15 protein-coding genes are annotated in these 16641 nt (G+C 70.0%); 3 read left to right on the forward strand and 12 right to left on the reverse strand.

Translation table 11 applies throughout. The annotated features are described in order from the left end of the window. Nucleotides 1-4 precede the first annotated feature (4 nt). From AB0C30_RS24190 to AB0C30_RS24235, 10 genes are all read right to left on the reverse strand, one after another. Complete coding sequence (locus tag AB0C30_RS24190) at nucleotides 5-1018, reverse strand: NAD-dependent epimerase/dehydratase family protein (RefSeq protein ID WP_357947904.1); 1014 nt, start codon at nucleotides 1016-1018, stop codon at nucleotides 5-7. Next, a complete protein-coding gene (locus tag AB0C30_RS24195; protein WP_357947906.1) occupies nucleotides 1015-2250 on the reverse strand; it encodes a hypothetical protein in 1236 nt (411 codons plus the stop codon). Before AB0C30_RS24195 ends, AB0C30_RS24190 begins: the two co-directional genes overlap by 4 nt. Beyond that, entirely contained in the window at nucleotides 2247-3524 is a 1278-nt protein-coding gene (locus AB0C30_RS24200; protein WP_357947908.1) for an AMP-binding protein, read from the reverse strand. Before AB0C30_RS24200 ends, AB0C30_RS24195 begins: the two co-directional genes overlap by 4 nt. A gap of 2 nt (nucleotides 3525-3526) precedes the next feature. Next, nucleotides 3527-4219, reverse strand: a complete 693-nt coding sequence (locus AB0C30_RS24205) for a hypothetical protein (RefSeq protein WP_357947911.1) — start codon at nucleotides 4217-4219, stop codon at nucleotides 3527-3529. After that, nucleotides 4216-5424 (reverse strand): ATP-grasp domain-containing protein, encoded by a 1209-nt coding sequence (locus AB0C30_RS24210; RefSeq protein ID WP_357947914.1) that lies wholly within the window; start codon nucleotides 5422-5424, stop codon nucleotides 4216-4218. Before AB0C30_RS24210 ends, AB0C30_RS24205 begins: the two co-directional genes overlap by 4 nt. Then, nucleotides 5421-6452 carry a glycosyltransferase family 2 protein gene (locus AB0C30_RS24215; protein WP_357947917.1) on the reverse strand — a complete coding sequence of 344 codons (1032 nt, stop codon included), beginning with the start codon at nucleotides 6450-6452 and terminating at the stop codon, nucleotides 5421-5423. The genes AB0C30_RS24210 and AB0C30_RS24215 overlap by 4 nt, the downstream gene beginning before the upstream one ends. Beyond that, complete coding sequence (locus AB0C30_RS24220; protein WP_357947919.1) at nucleotides 6445-7608, reverse strand: hypothetical protein; 1164 nt, start codon at nucleotides 7606-7608, stop codon at nucleotides 6445-6447. The genes AB0C30_RS24215 and AB0C30_RS24220 overlap by 8 nt, the downstream gene beginning before the upstream one ends. Nucleotides 7609-7786: 178 nt before the next feature. After that, a complete protein-coding gene (locus tag AB0C30_RS24225; protein ID WP_357947922.1) occupies nucleotides 7787-8149 on the reverse strand; it encodes a nuclear transport factor 2 family protein in 363 nt (120 codons plus the stop codon). Then, nucleotides 8150-9145: a UDP-glucuronic acid decarboxylase family protein gene (locus AB0C30_RS24230; protein WP_357947924.1), complete on the reverse strand. Its 996-nt coding sequence runs from the start codon at nucleotides 9143-9145 to the stop codon at nucleotides 8150-8152. Between the two features lie 346 nt (nucleotides 9146-9491). Continuing rightward, on the reverse strand, nucleotides 9492-9863 hold the full coding sequence (locus AB0C30_RS24235) for a hypothetical protein (protein WP_357947927.1): 372 nt from the start codon (nucleotides 9861-9863) through the stop codon (nucleotides 9492-9494). A gap of 157 nt (nucleotides 9864-10020) precedes the next feature. On the opposite strand from AB0C30_RS24235, the gene AB0C30_RS24240 reads away from it, so the two are divergent. From AB0C30_RS24240 to AB0C30_RS24250, 3 genes are read left to right on the forward strand one after another with little or no spacing between them, the layout of a single operon-like run. Beyond that, complete coding sequence (locus AB0C30_RS24240; protein ID WP_357947930.1) at nucleotides 10021-10530, forward strand: SigE family RNA polymerase sigma factor; 510 nt, start codon at nucleotides 10021-10023, stop codon at nucleotides 10528-10530. After that, nucleotides 10523-11698, forward strand: coding sequence for a hypothetical protein (locus AB0C30_RS24245; RefSeq protein WP_357947933.1), 1176 nt, complete (start codon nucleotides 10523-10525; stop codon nucleotides 11696-11698). Before AB0C30_RS24240 ends, AB0C30_RS24245 begins: the two co-directional genes overlap by 8 nt. A gap of 14 nt (nucleotides 11699-11712) precedes the next feature. After that, complete coding sequence (locus AB0C30_RS24250; RefSeq protein ID WP_357947936.1) at nucleotides 11713-12123, forward strand: hypothetical protein; 411 nt, start codon at nucleotides 11713-11715, stop codon at nucleotides 12121-12123. On the opposite strand, the gene AB0C30_RS24255 is transcribed toward AB0C30_RS24250, so the two are convergent. After that, nucleotides 12104-13354: an MFS transporter gene (locus tag AB0C30_RS24255; protein ID WP_357947938.1), complete on the reverse strand. Its 1251-nt coding sequence runs from the start codon at nucleotides 13352-13354 to the stop codon at nucleotides 12104-12106. The two genes, AB0C30_RS24250 and AB0C30_RS24255, sit on opposite strands and share 20 nt — an antisense overlap. Nucleotides 13355-13538: 184 nt before the next feature. Further along, a complete protein-coding gene (locus AB0C30_RS24260) occupies nucleotides 13539-16607 on the reverse strand; it encodes an NACHT domain-containing protein (protein ID WP_357947940.1) in 3069 nt (1022 codons plus the stop codon). Nucleotides 16608-16641: the final 34 nt, after the last annotated feature.

Below are 16641 nucleotides of genomic sequence, written 5' to 3' on the forward strand. Positions count from 1 at the left end.
GCCGTCACGGGACGATGAGCGCCTGCCACGACGGCGGCATGTTGCGGGCCACCTCGATCCCCGAGAACACCGACGGTTCCTGCGGACCGTGCTTCTTCGCCCACGCGGCCATCTGCGCGAGCCCGTCGGCCAGCGGCACCGACCCCGTCCCCACACCGAGCAGGTCGCGGGCCTTGTCATGGGAGGAGTAGGCGTGCACCACCTCGTGCCGCGCCGGCAGATGCCGGACCCGGAGCGGCGCGTCCATGGCCGCCGCCACCGCGCCCGCCAGTTCGTTGACCGTGTACGGCCGGTCGCCGCCGATGTTGAAGGTCTCCCCGTAGGCCCGCGGGTTGCCGATCGAGCGGGCGATCGGCAGCGCGACGTCGTCGATGTGGCTGAAGGCCCTGGTCTGCTCGCCGTCCCCGAAGATGGTGCACTCCTCGCCGCGCAGGATCTGGTTCATGAAGATGCCGATGACGTTGCGGTAGCGGTCGCCGATGTTCTGCCGCTCGCCGTAGACGTTGTGCGGGCGGAAGATGACGTACGGCAGGCCGAACATCTCGTGCGTGACCTTCAGCTCCTGCTCGACCGCGTATTTGGCGATCCCGTACGGGTCCACGGGCGCGGGCGTCAGGTCTTCGGTCATCGGCGGCTCCGCGTGGCCGTACACGGCGATGGAGGAGGTGAAGACGAAGCACCGGACGGTTCCGGCGTTGACGGCCGCGTTGATGAGGTTGACGCTGCCGATCACGTTGTTGGTGTAGTTGTAGCGCTTGATGAAGTGACTCAGCCCCTCGGCGGCGTACGCGGCCAGGTGGAAGACGTAGTCGAAGCGCCACTCCGCGAACAGCGCGTCCACCACCTCGGGGTCGCAGACGCTGCCCTGGTGGAAGCGGGCGCCCTCCGGGACGTTGGCCGGGTCGCCGCCGGAGAGGTCGTCGAGCACCACCACGCGATGACCGGCCCGGAGCAGGTCGGTCGCCACATGCGAGCCGATGAAACCCGCGCCGCCGGTGACCAGCGAGGTATGCGTCATGACAAGGACTCCTTCGCTACAGGGTGAGGGGAGAGAGCGCGCCGCGGCCGGAGCCAGCGCAACAGGACCGCCGCGTGGACGAGCGCGCCGACGGCCAGCACACCCACCGCGCCGAGCGCTCCGGCCCAGGGCACGACGACCGCCGCCAGCACCACGACCGCCGCCAGCGACACCACCGCGCCCACCGCGGTCACGCGCAGCGCCAGGGGAGTGGCGTTCTCCATCAGGTAGCTGGCGCTGCCCACCGCGAAGATGATCGGGACGCAGGCCACGTACAGGACGACGACCCCCAGATCGCCGAGCGGGCGCAGCAGGGGCGGCGCCGCGCAGGAGACGGCCGCCACGTAGGGGGTGCCGGCGAGCAGCAGCAGGCGCAGCCAGCGGGACAGCCGGTCGTACGCCGCGGTCAGGTCCCGCTGGTGCAGTGCCTGGGAGACGCCCGGCTGCAGGACGCGCAGCAGGTAGCCGAACGCGTTGAGCAGCGTCCCCGAGGCGACGGAGGCCATGTAGAGCCCGGTGCTCTCCGCCTGCGCGCCGCTGACCGAGAGCGTCACGAACAGCAGGCTCATCGACACCCCCGCGACCACGTCGGGGATCGCCATCAGCAGGGACGTCCCCACCGCGACGCGTACGAGGACCCGGCGCCGCAGCCCGGCGAAACTCGGCCGCAACCCGGCCAGCAGCACCACGTTGAGCATGGACACGTTCGTCAGGCACAGACCCAGGAACACCGTGGGCGAGGCGTGCCCGGTCGCCGCCGCCCCGGTCCAGCAGGCCAGTCCCGTGGCCAGGACGAGATGGTTGGCCACGTCCCGCCCCGGCCGGCCGATGGCCCGGCTCAGGCCGACCAGCACCTGGTTGCCGCCGACGCCGATCACGTACAGGCCCGCCAGCCCGGCCAGGAGCCACGGCCCGTTGTGCCCGAACAGCAGCACGCCCGCCAGGACCGCGATCGCGATCACCAGCAGCAGCCCGGCCAGCGCCACGAAGACGCCGACCAGCAGGCCGACGGTGTGCCGAGCCCGCGGGATCAGCTTCAGCGCGCACTTCTCGATGCCGATCGACGCGAGCGGCGACAGAAACGCCGCGCCGCCCATCGCCTGGGCGTATCCGGCGTAGTCTCCGGAGCTCCAGACCGCCAGCAGCACGACGTTGGCCAGCAGGAGCGTGCCCCGGTACGCGGCCCGCCCGCCGAGCAGCACCATGAGCTGTCTCGGTGCCGCGAGCCTCATAGGGACGGCGCGTCGTAGTCGGAGGTGACGAATCTGCCCTTGCCGCCGGCGGTGATCTCGACGGTCTCGGCGGGTACCACCTCCAGCGGGAACTCGCCACCGGCCAGGCCGAAGAGCTTGTCCCGCACGGTCGCCAGCACCTCGTCCGGCTCGTCGGCGCTGGGCACGACGTGTACCCGCACCAGCCCCGCCGCGTCCTGGTGCACGAAGCACTCGCTGATGCCCGGATGGAAGGCGGCCAAGAGGAGGAAGGCGTCGGCGTAGAGCCGCCTGCCCGACGGGAGCGTGACGTAGTCGTTGCTGCGCCCGGTGGTGAGCCGCAGGGTGCGGAACCGGCGGCCGCACCGGCACCGGCCCGGCTCGATGAGGCCGATGTCGCCCAGGCTGTAGCGCAGCAGCGGCATGGCCCGCTCCATGAAGGCGGTGACGACCACCTGTCCGGCCTCGCCGTCCGGGACCGGTTTGCCCGCCGCGTCGACGATCTCGCAGTAGACGCGGTCCTCGCCCAGGTGCGCCCGGCCGTACCGGCAGTCGTAGGAGACGTTGAGCACCTCGAAGGCCGAGTACTCGTCGAAGACCGGAGCGCCGAACCGCTCGGCGAACATCGCCCGGTGCTCGGGCAGCAGCAGCTCCGACTCGGTCAGGACGATGCGCAGAGTCCGCCGCAGCCGCGCGAGCTCCTCCGGGGTGAGCTCGCGCAGCAGAGCCCGCAGGTGCACGGGATAGCCGATCAGCACCTTGGGCCGGTTGGCCAGGAGCTCCGCCTTGATCTCGCGCATCGGCCGGTAGGAGAGGATCACGTGCCGTCGGAAGAGCCCGAACCGCTCGAACGCCCGGGACGGTGGCGCGAACGGCCGGATGTGGCTCAACCGGTCGGTCGGCAGGTAGCGGCCGGTGGCCAGGAACCGGCGTACGCAGGCCGCCATGTGGTAGTCGTGACTGTCCTGATCGTGCAGGACCCTGACCCGGTGCCCGGTGCTGCCACTGGTATGGAAGGACAGGCACCGCTCCGGGTCCACGCCGTCGGCGAGCAGCCGTTCCAGTGGCTGCTCACGCAGCACCTGCTTGTCCAGCACCGGCAGCTCGGCCAGTTCGGTGAGGTCGCGGAGGGGACCGCGGGCGTAGCGGGGGTCGTCGCGGTAGTAGGGCACCCGGGTACGCGCCAGCTCCAGCATCCGGTTCACCCCGCGAAGCTGGCGACGGCGCAGCCCCGCGGCGCCGCCGTACTGCCGCGCGATGCTGAGCGGGACGTAGCCCGCCTCGCGGATGATCATCGCTACGCGCTCTCCGAGCGGGCCTGGAGCGTCTTCGGCGTGAGCCTGCGGCCCAGCGACTCCCACCAGCGCTGCGGGCTGAGGAAGACGACGAGCGCCAGTACGACGTGAACGGCGATGAAGGCGTACGCCTCGTACTTGGTCGGCGCGTGGCCGATGAACACGCTCATGTGCGTGGCCCACGTCCACACCTCGGGAATGGTGGTGTACGCGGGGTCGACGTGGTTGTTGACCGTCAGGAACGCCAGGTCCTCCAGACCCGACAGCATCAGCAGCAGCATGCCGTAGCCGAGCCTGCGTACCGTCCCCGCCGAGCCGCCGCCCAGCCGGAACGCCATGGCGAGGGAGACGATGATCAACGGGGTCAGCGTGAGGACGTGGTAGTAGAGGTCGTAGTACGCCTCCCTGGTGCCGGCCACCTCGGAGCCGAAGAAGAAGATCTTGGGCACGAAGTAGAGGAAGTACACCAGGAACGCCGCCGGGATCGCCAGCACGTGCAGCTTGAGGCGCCTGGCCCACTCCACGTCGAGCCGGGATATGGCCTCGGTGGCGAGGACGAAGGGCAGCAACTTCACCAGGAAGATCCACAGCGACTTCACCTGGCGGTCGTGCGGCAGCCCGAACCAGACGAACGCCGCAGCCAGGACGGCCAGCGCCGCGAAGATCAGGAAGCCGAGGTGCTTGCGGGGGATCATTCTGAACCTCTCGTATCAGGCTCGATCACGAACCGGAGGGTGCGCAGTGCTTCGTCCAATGCCGTTTCCAGCTGCTCACGCGTGTCGGCGACCATGACCAGGTAGCCGAGCTTGTGGCCGGCCTGCGTGTAGGCGCGTACGTGCTCACCCACCGTCTTGAACACCTGGACGTCAACGACCTCGGGCATCCGCCGGAGCGCGTCCAGGCCCTCGATGGCGGTGAGCACCCCGTCGACGTCGGCGGCCAGGATGCGCAGCACGGCCGTTCGGCGGCGCGAGACGCCGATGCGCAGCGGCTCGCCCAGGGCCAGCCGGATGGCCGCCTCGACGGTGTTCAGCCCGAACGCGTGCTGGACCATCAGCGGCATGCCGTTGCCGCCCAACCTGGCGCCCATCTCGATGAAGCAGATGTCGCCGCCGGGCGTGAGGACGAAGTCGAAGTTGACCGGCCCGTGCCGGTGGTCGACGGCCGCGCAGATCGCGGCGACCGCCGCGCTCAGCCGCGCGTGCACGTCGTCGTCCAGGTCGGCGGGGACGACGTGGGACAGGCTGATCATCGCCGGTGGCCCGGTGATGACGCGGTCGGTGACCGCCATGAAGGCGAGCTCGCCGTCGGCGAAGAAGGACTCCACGGCGCAGTGCCGCCCGGCCACCAGCTCCTCGACGATCACCTGCCGGGAGAAGGAGTACTTCCAGGCGTGCTCGATGGCGCCCACCAGCCCGGCGGGATCGTCGAGCACGGTGATGCCCTTGCTGCCCGAGGAGTCGGCCGGCTTGACGATCAGCGGATAGCCCAGCCGGTCCGCCGCCTCGGTGAGCTCGTCGATGCTGTCGTGCTGGGCGTGGCGGTAGGTGGGCAGACCCAGACGGCCGACCACGTCGCGGAAGAACCCCTTGTCCACCGAGCAGCGCAGCGCGTCGGGGGCGGGCTGGTGGGCGGTGCGGTAGAGGCGGCTCAGCTCGGCGACCGCCTCCTGGGCCGCGTCGCTGGCCGGCGAGATGACCGCCGCCACGTCGATCGGGCCCAGCGCCTGGGCGATCCCCTCCGGATCCCGGCTGGTCATGCAGAGGAACTGGTCGGCCTCGGCGGCACCGAGAGCGTCCGGGCGCTGGTCCACGCCGATCACCCGGTAGCCGAGCCGGCGGCCTTCGCGGTAGGCGGGAAGCTGGTCCTCGCCGCCGCCGAGCACGATGAGGTTTCTCATGTGGCGTTCTCCCAGACCTCGGTGGCGACGTAGGGGGTCGCGTAGCCGTACAGGGCCTCGTCCGCGCGGATCGGGATGTTGGCCTCCCTGATCTGATAGCGCGGCATGCCGATCGCCTGGACGCGCATCATCCGCACGAGATAGCGGGCCACCACCGCGAGGGTGACGAGCGTGACCAGGCCGGTGACCAGGCTGGCCTCCGCCAGCTCGGTCGGGCCGAACCGGCCCGCCAGCGCCAGCGCCAGGATCGCCACCCCGGCCACCACCACGGCGGCGGCCAGCGCGCTCAGCCAGACCAGCGGCCGGAAGGAGAATCCGACGAAGAGCTCGATCGCGTGGGCGGCCAGCTTGCGCAGATTCCACTTGCCCTGGCCGTCCAGGCGCGGGCGATGCGAGGTGGGCAGCGTCGTGTAGCGGGCGCCGAGCAGCGGCGCGGTGGCGATGAAGTACGGCGTGGAGAGCCGGCTGTCCACCACCTTGCGCGCCACGCTGGTCTTGACGATGCGGAACACCGACGCGCCGGGCGGCAGTTCGATGCCCAGCCAGCGGCGGGCGATCGTCTGGTGGCCGCGGGTGCCGAGACGCCGGTACCAGGCGTCCTGCCGGTTCTCGCGGACCGCGAACACCACGTCGTAGCCCTCGAGTGCCTTGTCCACCAGGCGGTGCATCTCCTGGGGAGGGGACTGGAGATCGGCGTCGAACTGCACGGTCCACGGTTTCGAGGCGTATTTGAACCCGGCGGAGAACGCCGCTTCCAGCCCGAAGTTGCGGGCGAAGGAGAGGTACTTCACCCGGGGGTCCTCGGCCGCGAAGCCCTTGATCGCCTCAAGGGTGCCGTCCGTGCTCCCGTCGTCGACGAAGAGCAGCTCGGCGTCGTCGTAGGCGGCCAGCTCGGCGCGGATCTCCCGGTACGCCCGCTCGACGCAGGCGATCTCGTTGTAACACGGGATCATGGCGGTGATGCCGGGCCTGGGGCGGTTCGCCGCTTTGGCGGCCGGTGGCTTCTCCCTCAGGGTGGAATCAGACATCCGCCGCGGCCCCCTTCTCTGGCGGCGCGAGATTCCCGGAGGGATCGAGCACCTTGACGATCTTGATCTTGCCGTTGGGTTCCGGGGCGATCTCCTCGACCGGCAGGACAGTGACCTCGTGGTCGGGTACCGCGCGCAGGACCGCGTTCCGGATCTCGGCCGTCACGCCAGGACGGGCGTCATGGGCCAGTACGACCCGCACCTCCAGGGACCCCGGCCGATACTGGACCAACTGCATCCGGCTCACCTCGGGGAAGCTCTGCACGGGGAAGGTGATGAAGCTGCCGTAGTAGCGCCTGCCGTCGGCGCCGGCGATCCGGTCCTGGCTGCGGCCGATCACCTCCCGCACGATCGGGGTTCGGGCCACCCCGCACGGGCAGTCGTTCGGACCGATCCGGACCCGGTCGCCGAGCCGGTAGCGGATCAACGGCATCGCCTCGCTGTGCAGGCGGGTGATGAGGATGTCACCTTCGCCGTCCTCCACCGACACGGTCCCGTCCTCATGCTCCACCTCCACCACCAGGTCGGCCGAGCGCAGGTGCAGCGCCCCTCGCGGGCAGGTGCGGGCGATGGTGAAGACCTCGACGGAGGCGTACACCTCCCGGTGGGCCGCGCCGAAGTAGTCGAGGATCTGCGCCCGCGTGGTCGGCGACAGCCGCTCGCCGCCGAACAGCACGGTCCGTACGCCCCGATGCTGGACGCCGCGCCGCCGCAGCTCCTCGACGACGCTGCGGATGACGTTGGGGAACCCGATCAGGAAGGTCGGCCGGGCGGCCAGGAACGCCGCCACCTGGTCGTCCAGCGAACGGCTCGTCGGGATGTGGAAGTTACGCAGGACGCCGAAGCGCTCCAGAGGATGGCGCAGGAACGGATTGACTCGGAAGTAGGCGATCCGGTCGGTGGGGCGCAGCCCGTTGGACAGCATGTCCTGGAGGTAGGTCGCGCGCAGGTAGCCCAGATCCCGTTCGGAGTTGCGGATCGTGATCGGGATGCCGGAGGAGCCGCTGGTCGTGGCCGCCCGGGTGTTGTCCGGGGTGAAGCCGGTCGCGAGCAGCTCGTCGCCGGCCTTGCCATGCAGGTCCGTACGGTCCAGGACGGGAAACTCGGCCAGGTCCCGCGCGCTCTGCAATCGCCGGACCAGCGCCGGGTCGAGCAACCGTCGGTAGTGGGGGACGTTGTCGTAGGCGTGGCGTACCAGGGTGCGTAACAGCGTGGCCTGGAGGCGTAACTGCGCGGCGTGGTCGAGGCGCTCCCGCCGCCGGATCCGGGCCAGATGATAGGCGACCGGGGCGAGATTGATCGTGGATCGAAGCCTGCTCAGGGGGCCACCTCGCTCAACTGAAGGTGTTCTGGTCGTGCACGAGCAGCCACTGTCCGTCGATTACGGCGAAGTACAGCGTGAGGTAGTACGACTTCTCGTACGGCCGGCCTTCGGCATCCAGGTCGGCATAAGCGACGGACAGCACCGCCAATGCTGATTCGCCATAGGTCTCCGTCCGGATGACCGTCGGCTGGAGTGACCAATCAGGATCGCCGAACCAGGCGGTATGGAACTCGCCGATCGCGTCTTTTCCGGTGAGCAGCTTTCCGTTGGGCAGAATCACCGTGGCGTCCCGGTGGACGGTTGCCATGAATCCGGCCAGGTCACGGGTTTCTATCGCCCGCAAATGCGCGGCGAGCGCTGGTGAGAATTCCATCTAGGGCGCCGCGGCGGTGAGGCCGGCCTGGTCTTCGGCGCCTTTGGCCTGCCATAAGTGCGGGTGCTCCTGGAACCAGGAGATGGTGCGCCGCAGCCCCTCCTCGATCGGCGTCCGCGGTTCCCAGCCCAGCCGGGTCCTGGCCAGCGTGATGTCGGGGCGGCGCACGGTCGGGTCGTCCTGGGGCCGTGGCGTGAACGCGATCCCCGACGCCGAGCCGGTGAGCTGCTTGATCCACTCGGCCAGCGCGAGCACGGACAGCTCGTGCGGGTTACCGATGTTGACCGGGCCGCCCAGGTCCGAGTTGCACAGCCGGACGATCCCCTCGATCAGATCGTCCACGTAGCAGATGGACCTGGTCTGGGTGCCGTCACCGGCCACCGTGATCGGCTCGCCGAGCAGTGCCTGGCGGACGAACGTGGGGATCGCCCGCCCGTCGAACGGCCGCATCCGGGGGCCGAAGGTGTTGAAGATCCGCAGGATCGCCGTGTCGACGCCGTGGGCCCTGCGGAAGGCCATGGTCATCGCTTCGGCGAACCGCTTGGCCTCGTCGTAGACCCCGCGCGGGCCCACCGGGTTGACGTTGCCCCAGTAGCTCTCCGGCTGCGGGTGGACCAGCGGGTCGCCGTACGTCTCCGAGGTCGAGGCGAGCACGAACCGCGCGCCCTTCTCCTTGGCCAGTTCGAGCGCGTTGAACGTGCCGTTGGAGCCGACACGCAGCGTGTCGATCGGCAGTCGCAGGTAGTCCGTCGGCGAGGCGGGGGAGGCGAAGTGCAGGACGGCGTCCAGGTCACCGGGGACGACCAGGTGCAGCGACACGTCGGCCCGGACCAGCCGGAACCGCTCGTCGGCCATGAGGTGCTCGACGTTGGCCGGCGACCCGGTGAGGAAGTTGTCCACGCAGACGACCTGATAACCATCGGCCAGGAACCGTTCGCACAGATGCGAACCGAGAAAACCGGCCCCACCGGTAATGGCCACGGTGGGGCGGTTCATAACAGCTTCTCGTGAAGTCGCCAGATCAGGGCGCCCGAACAGGACACGTTGTATTCCTCCAGCTTACTTGCGCGGCGTAACGCCCGCTGTCTTTATTTCCGGTAATGCGGCGGGCTGCGCTGCGTAAGATGTTTAATGTCCCGCTTTGCGATTTCGGGGCGATGCTATGTCGGCCTGCTCGCCAGCGTCAAGACATCTGTCATAGAGGAGCTTTCCGCCCGCCTCCATTCAGTAACCACTCGCTTGCGTTCTGGTCGATCCGTCCAGCGTCGGGGCCGTGCCGCTCCCGATGGCGGCGGCCTCAGAGGGCGCCGCCATCGGGAGCGCCGTCAATCGGCCCGGCGGGTCACCGGCTGATGCTGGGCGTCTGCCAGGTCGCCCCGGTGTTCATGTCGATCAGCTTCAGGAAGCAGCTGCCCTGGGACCCCACGGCGAAGGTGTAGGTGCGGGTCTCGCCGGCCGAGATGTAGAACGATCCCTCGTCGCCGAACCAGCGCCCGTTGGCACAGACGAGGTTGAAGTCCACGTGCGCCGTGCTGCCCGCGACTTTCTGGTAGGAGGCGTCGTATCCGCGCGGGTCGATATTTACACACAAATATCCCACGCCCGTCGACGTGCACTGCGACGCGGCCACGGCGGGCGCCCCGAAGGCCAGCAGACCGCCTGCCACGGTAAGCGCTGAAAGGGCGGTGGTAATGGTGCGACGGATGGCCTTCATTGCTCTCTCCTATTTCCTGGTCGGGGTCGATGGCATGGAATTTAGCAGCTCTCGGGTACGCGTACTTTCCGTTTAATGGGCGGCCCGCGAATTGTGGTGGAAAAAGAAAATAGAGGGGGGACGCAACCTTCCTCCGCCGTTGCGTGTCCTTGTAGGGGTGGAGGATCCGCAGGACGGCGAGAGGTCGTTCGAATCATTCGTGGCCGCTCGGCTGGCGGCGCTGTACCGCTACGCCATGGTCCTGACCCGCGACCGGCACGACGCCGAGGACCTGGTGCAGGAGGCGCTGACCAGGACGGGGGTGCACTGGCGCAGGATCGTCCGCAAGGACGACCCGGAGGGCTACGTCCGCACGGCGATGCTGCGCATCATGACCAACCGCTGGCGGCGCCCCCGGCGGGAGGTCGCCGTGGCCGAGCCGCCCGAGCCTGCCATGGAGGACAGCGGACTGGAAGGTCTGCTCGCCGACGCGAGCCTCAGGGCGCGGCTCGCCGAGCTGCCCCCGCGCATGCGCGCGGTCCTCGTCCTGCGCTACGTCGAGGAGCGCAGCGAGAAGGAGATCGCCCGCCTGCTGGGCTGCAGCACCGGCACCGTCAAGAGCCAGGCGTCACGGGCGCTCGCCAGGCTGCGCACCGCTCTCGATACTCAGGAGGTCGATCATGGATGACGTGGAGTCGCGGCTCGGTGACGTGCTGGGCGATCCCGGCCGGACGGATCCGCCCGCGGACCTCGCCGACCGCGTCCACCGGGGCGTCGCGGTCAGGCGGAGACGGCGCCGGGCTCTGGCGTTCGCCGCGGCGGCGTGCTCGGTCGTGCTGGCGGTGGGCGTGCCGGTGGCGTGGCGGCAGATCGGGGGAGGGGAGCAGACGGTCGCCAACTCCATCGACGGGCTCGAAGACCTGGTCGACATGCCTGGTTCGGTCGCTTTGCAGAAGGAGACCAAGGACGCCGGTGAGTTCTTTCCCGAGGCGCTGGGCGAGGACGGGTCCGTGCTGGGCCGGTCGGACAAGGCGAAGAAGCTGTGGGAGACGGGTCCGGACGGCGGCTCGCTGCGACCGCTGAACGTGGACGCGGGCGAGACACCGGCCACCGGATCGGGTATCCGCGTATGGCCGGGGACCAATATCGTCGCCCCGCTCTACTGCCAGGACCAGAACGGCATCACACCGGTCATGCCGTTGAACCTGGTCGGATCGCCGTTCTGGGTCAGCGGAGGGACGATCGTCGGCAGTGACCCGCAGATGCGGCCGTGGACGGCCAAGGGCTGCACCCAGGGAGCCCCGGTGTCCGGCGTCTCCGGCGAGGCGGTCGCGTTCTCCTATCCCGACCTGTTCGTGGCCGACCCCTTCGACGCCAAGGGCCTGCGCCAGGTGGACGTCGAGTCGGGGGCGGTGGCCGCCCGGCGCCCCCTGCCCGAGGGGGTGAACGTCCGGGCGACCAGTGCGGAGCGGTGGCAGCTCTGGCTGGCCGCGGCCAACCGTGACACGTTCGCCTGGGTCGTCGACGGCGTGCTCAGAACGGCGGACCGCGCCGACTGGCAGGTCACCGAGGGCCCGCGTGTCGGCCGGGCGGTGGAGCTCAACTGGGGCCTCACCGGGATGTCGAAGGGAAAATATCAAGCCATGTACGCCCACCTGGGCGCGCACCTCACCGCGGGCAATCGGCTCATCGTGTACACCGGGCACGCCGAGTTCGACGAGAGGCCCGGCTGGCAGTCCGTGGTCTACGACCCGCGCAGCGGACAGTCGTTCGAGCTCCAGGGCGTGGCGTACGCGGCCGGCGACTGGCTTCTGTGGAACGACGGCTCCTCCTACCGTCTGGCGCGGGTCCGTTGATCAGACGCCCCTGCGTGATGATCGTGCTCGTGGCGCTCCCCACGGCCGTCAACCTGGCTGACGACGGGCTCACCTGGATCTGGACTCGATCCCTGCCGGGGCCGCTGCTCCACGCGATCGCGTGGGCCGGGCTGCTGGACGCGTGGCTGCTGCTCGACCTCCTCGCCGCCGTGGGCGTGCTGGGTGGCGCCGCCGTCGTGGCGGTGGCCGTCCGGCGCCCGGCGGTCGCCGCCACACTGCTCGGCCTGGTGGCGGCGGTCAGCCTCGCCGCCGTCCCGACCGGGCCGGAAGGATGTCCGCCGCTCTGGTACGGCCTGGCGTACGCGGCGGCACTGGCGACGCTGTCGCGCTCTCGGCCGCGCCGAGACGCGGCCGAGAGTCGCGCCGATCCTCATCCGGCCTCGGTCAGCACTGGTCGAGGTTGATGCCCTTCGTCTCGCGGGCGGTCAGGAAGACCACCAGGCTGATCAGGCACAGGGCCGCGAGATACCAGGGGAACCAACTGGCGTGGCCGCTGTCCGTCAGCCGCTCGACGAGGTGCGGTGACGTGCCGCCGAACACCGCCACGGTCAGCGAATAGGGCATCCCCAGGCCGACCGAGCGCACCTGCGTGGGGAACAGCTCCGCCATGGCGGTCGGCGCGACGGAGGCGTAGCAGCCGAACAGCAGCAGCCCGACGGTCATCACGATCACCAGCGACTCGGGCGTCGAGTTCAGCAGCGTGAACAGCGGCACGATGAGCACCACATAGCCCCCGGCGAAGGCGCACAGCAACGGCTTGCGCCCGATCCGGTCGGACAGAGCGCCGTACAGAGGCAGGACCATGATCATGGCGGTCTGCGCGATCACCGACGCCCACAGCGCCGACTCCGCGGGCATGCCGAAGTTGTCCTGTACGTAGCTGGGCAGGTAGACGAGGAAGGTGTAGTAGACGACCGTCGCGCCGACGGTGAATCCGACGACGCGGAGTCCGCTGACCGGATGCCTGCGGAGCACCTCCCAGGTCGGACGGCGCACTCTGAGGTCCCGTCCGGCCAGGAAGGGACTGGTTTCGTGCAAGGTGCGGCGCAGTTGGAGGCCGTAGACCCCGAACACGGCGCCGATCGCGAACGGCACGCGCCACCCCCATTCGGCCAGGCCGGATTCGCCCAGGACGCTGAAGAGCAGTTCCGCCAGCAAGGTGGCGGTCAGGGGGCCGAGCGTGCCGGTGACGTACGCGAAGCTGGAGTAGAACCCCCGGCGGCCGGGCGGGGCGATCTCGGCGAGATAGGTGGCGGCGGCGGCCATCTCCCCGCCCGTGGACAGCCCCTGCACGATCCTCGCCACCAGCAACAACGCCGGTGCCAGCAGCCCGATCTCCGCGTACGTGGGGCACACCGCCAGGATCAGGCTGCCGCCCGACACCAGGAGCACGGCCAGCGTCATGCCGCCGCGCCGGCCGAACCGGTCGGTGTAGCTGCCGAGCAGGATGCCGCCGAGGGGGCGGAAGAGGAAGCCGATCGCGAAGATCATCATGGTTTTGACCTGGGCGAGCGCGGGGTCGTCCGCGGGGAAGAACTGGCCGGCGAAGAATACGGAGAAGATCGCGTACGCGTTCCAGTCGAACCATTCCAGCGCGTGGCCGATCGTGGCCGCGACGAGGCCGCGGCGCGACATCGGGCGAAAATGGCCGGCGGTGACGGGGGAATGGCGCATTGTGTCAGTATCACGCGCGACGTGGTCTTTCTGGGCGTGATTCGCGACCTGTGCTGGGGTCGTCGGCGTAATAGGGCGATTGGGAAAAAGCGACATTCTGCGATTTATGATGACAATATTGGTTATTATGTGTGACACATATTTGTCACACGGTCGCGAGAATGATGGTTTCGGTGGGTGGCAGTTCTCCGGTGGAGCGTCGTTCGAGAAGGGTGATCCCGGCCGCGAGCTCGCGGAAGGCGACGGCGAGCTCGTTGGCGCCGCGGGTGTCGGCCTCGGCGGCCAGGCAGAGGGTCGCCAGCCGCAGCGTCGTCGCGGTGCCTGAGGTGAGCCGCTCGCGGCGGGTGAACAGCGGCACGGCCGCCGCGCGCAGTCCGTCCGCGATCCGGTGCGCCCACGGAGCCGGCGTGCCCGCGTCGAGCGGCCCGAGGGCGCTCCTGAGCGCCTCGTCCACTGTGTGCAGCCTGCTCATCAGCGTGTCCGGCGGCACGACGTACGGGCCGGCCGGGAGGCTGGTCTGCTTGAGGAACGCCCGGGCGAACTGGGCCGGCCAGTCGGCGGGGGCCGTGTCCAGGCGCAGGACCCGCGCCAGAGCGTGCGACAGCGCGCGTCCCATGACCCGGTCGAGGGCCCGGTCGAAGGCGTGATCGAGGTCGAGCGCGTGATCGAGCACGAGGTCGGGGTCGAGCACGACATCAAGGGCGTCGGCCGCCGTCCACCCGCCACCGGGGTTTGCGGTCCGGGCGTGGGTGAAGGACGCGGCCAGGGTGTCGGCCATGGCGCGGGCGCGGGCGCGGTCACGCTCGTGGTCGAGGCATCGGCTGAGCGCGCGAACGTCGGCCTCCATCTGGTCGAGGCCGGCCGGGTGGGCGAGGCCGAACGCGTCGCCGATCCCTCGTACGTGACTGATGGTCCGGCTCAGGTCGAAGGCGTGGTCGAGAACGTGGTCGAGCGCCGGGTCGAAGACGGGAACGAGGTCGAGGCCGCGGCGCAGCACGCGGACGCCCACGATGGCGCGCAGCAGGAGCAGGCGGACGAAGGTGGGCATGGAGCGGCGGACGTCATCGTTGACATGCCGGATCAGCGTCGCGGCGGCCACCTCGTAGGGCTGCCCGGCGCCGGGAGGCGTCCACAGCCGGGGAGCGCGGTGATCGCCGGGTTCGCTCCAGACGCTCAGCGCCGGCGCCCCGGGGTTGAGCGAGCGCTGAACCACCGGATTCTCGATCTCGTCATGGGTCGGCAGCCGATAGACGGGCTCGTTGCCGGTCACTCCGTTGACCCAGTCGACGAAGGCCGCCGCGTCACCCGCGCGTACCCCCGTGATCGGGTGGTCGCCGCACGGCCCGTACGCGATGGGCTCGACCCTGGCCGGGCCATCCGGCTCCGGAGCCCGCGTGTCCAGCACGTACAGCCAGTAGATGCCCGCGGTGATCGGGCGGGCGCAGACGCGTCCGCCGGCGCCGGTCCTGGTCAGGTGGCGCAGATGGTGGGCGACCAGGACGCCGGCCATGAGCCGGCGGCGCTCGGGGTCGGCGTCCGGGGTGAAGGCGGAGCCCAGGAGCCGGTCGAGTCGCGTACGCAGGGCGGGGTCGAGTTCGCTGCCCTCCTCGGCGCAGTCGAAGGCCAGGGACAGCGCGGTGACGGTGCCCGAGGACAGGCAGGCCGCCACGATCGGGTCGGCGTCGGAGCGGGCGGCGTACAGGAGGGTCGTCTCCCGCCACCACACGTCGTCGACGGCGGCGACCAGCACGTCGGGCCGGCCCTTGTCGCGGATGTGCGCGGCGGCCAGGTACTCCTGGAAGGTGTGGTGGGCGAAGGAGTAGAGGTCGCTCTCGCGCTCGATGAGCAGGCCGTTCGAGCGGACGTCGCACAGGAGCTCCTCCGCGGTGAGCCGCGTCGCCATGCGGCGCAGGGCCGGCCGGATCTCGGCCAGTACGGCGGTGCTCGGCAGGTCGCGGACGCCGCGTTGCATCATCGCGTGCGCGACCCGGCGCAGCAGCACCTCTTTCTTGTCGCCGCTCAGCTCGAGCGGGAGCTTCTTGGCCTTCTGCCGCCGCCAGAGCATCACCTGGCAGATCTCGCTGTAGAGGCGCTCGCGGCTCTCCGGCAGGGCGCCCGGGTGACGATGGACGTTGGCGATCATCGTCAGCAGCAGCGGGTTGATCGTCAGCTCGTACAGCTCAGGGGTGTGGTTGAGCCGGTCGAGCAGGTCGTCGGCCGCGGCCTCGGCGAGCCGCCGCGCGTCCTCGCCCGCCTCGCCGTGCTTTTCGACGGCGGTGTACCAGCCCCGGACGAACCGGTTGACCTGCTCGTCGGTGAAACCGCACACCTGGAGGACCGTCGCGCCATCGACCCGGGCCGACAGGTAGCCCCGCGGCCGTGAGGTGATCGCGTAGTCGTTCTTGGGGTAGCGCCTGATCTGGGTCTCCACCCAGTCGGCGACGCTCCTGCGGTCGTCCTGGCCGGCGATCTCGTCCAGGCCGTCGAGCATGACGACGCAGTCGCCGTCGCGCAGCTTCTCCTCGAACCAGCCGGCCGGCTCCTTGACGCCCGGCTCCACCGTGTTCCGTACGAGCTGCGGCAGCGTGACCGTCGGGGCCGCCACGATCTCGGCGGCGTGGTCGCGCAGGTAGAGCAGGATCGGCACGCTACGCCGCCGTCCCCGCCCAGCCCGGCAGATCTGCTGGGCGGTGTGGCGCAGCAGGGTGCTCTTCCCGCTGCCCGGAACGCCGACGATCGCCAGCACCACGGGGCGCCGGCGGTCGAGGAAGTCGCCGATCGAATGGCGGTCGCTCACCTCGGCGGGCAGCTGGGCGAGCACGTCCTGGCGTACGTCACGCGGCGCCCGATAGGCCAGGCTCACGTCGACGAAGACCTCGTCCAGCTCGGGGGTGTAGTAGCCGATGGTCGGCAAGCCCTTGAGATCGATGTAGCGGAGGCTGCCCAGCAGGGACTCCCGGTAGCGCTTGTCGAACCGGGAGACGCGCCGCCCCACGGCCCGGTCGAGGCTGTCGACGATTCGCTGCCGCCAGCGCTCCACGACCTGCCCGGCGATCTGCCCGGCGAAGAGCGCGAGCGCGAGCAGGCCCTCGTAGAGCGCGAGCAGGATGCCGGTGACCACCGGGTCGTCCCAGATCCGCGGTCCCCACGCGGCCACCGCCACCGACGGGGGAACGATGGCCGCCAGGAGCCACCTGACGAGCTTGCCGACCATCCGACCATCGTTCACCGGCGACGGCGGCCACGTC

This window comes from Nonomuraea sp. NPDC048901 (assembly GCF_040649695.1).
Taxonomy (GTDB): domain Bacteria; phylum Actinomycetota; class Actinomycetes; order Streptosporangiales; family Streptosporangiaceae; genus Nonomuraea.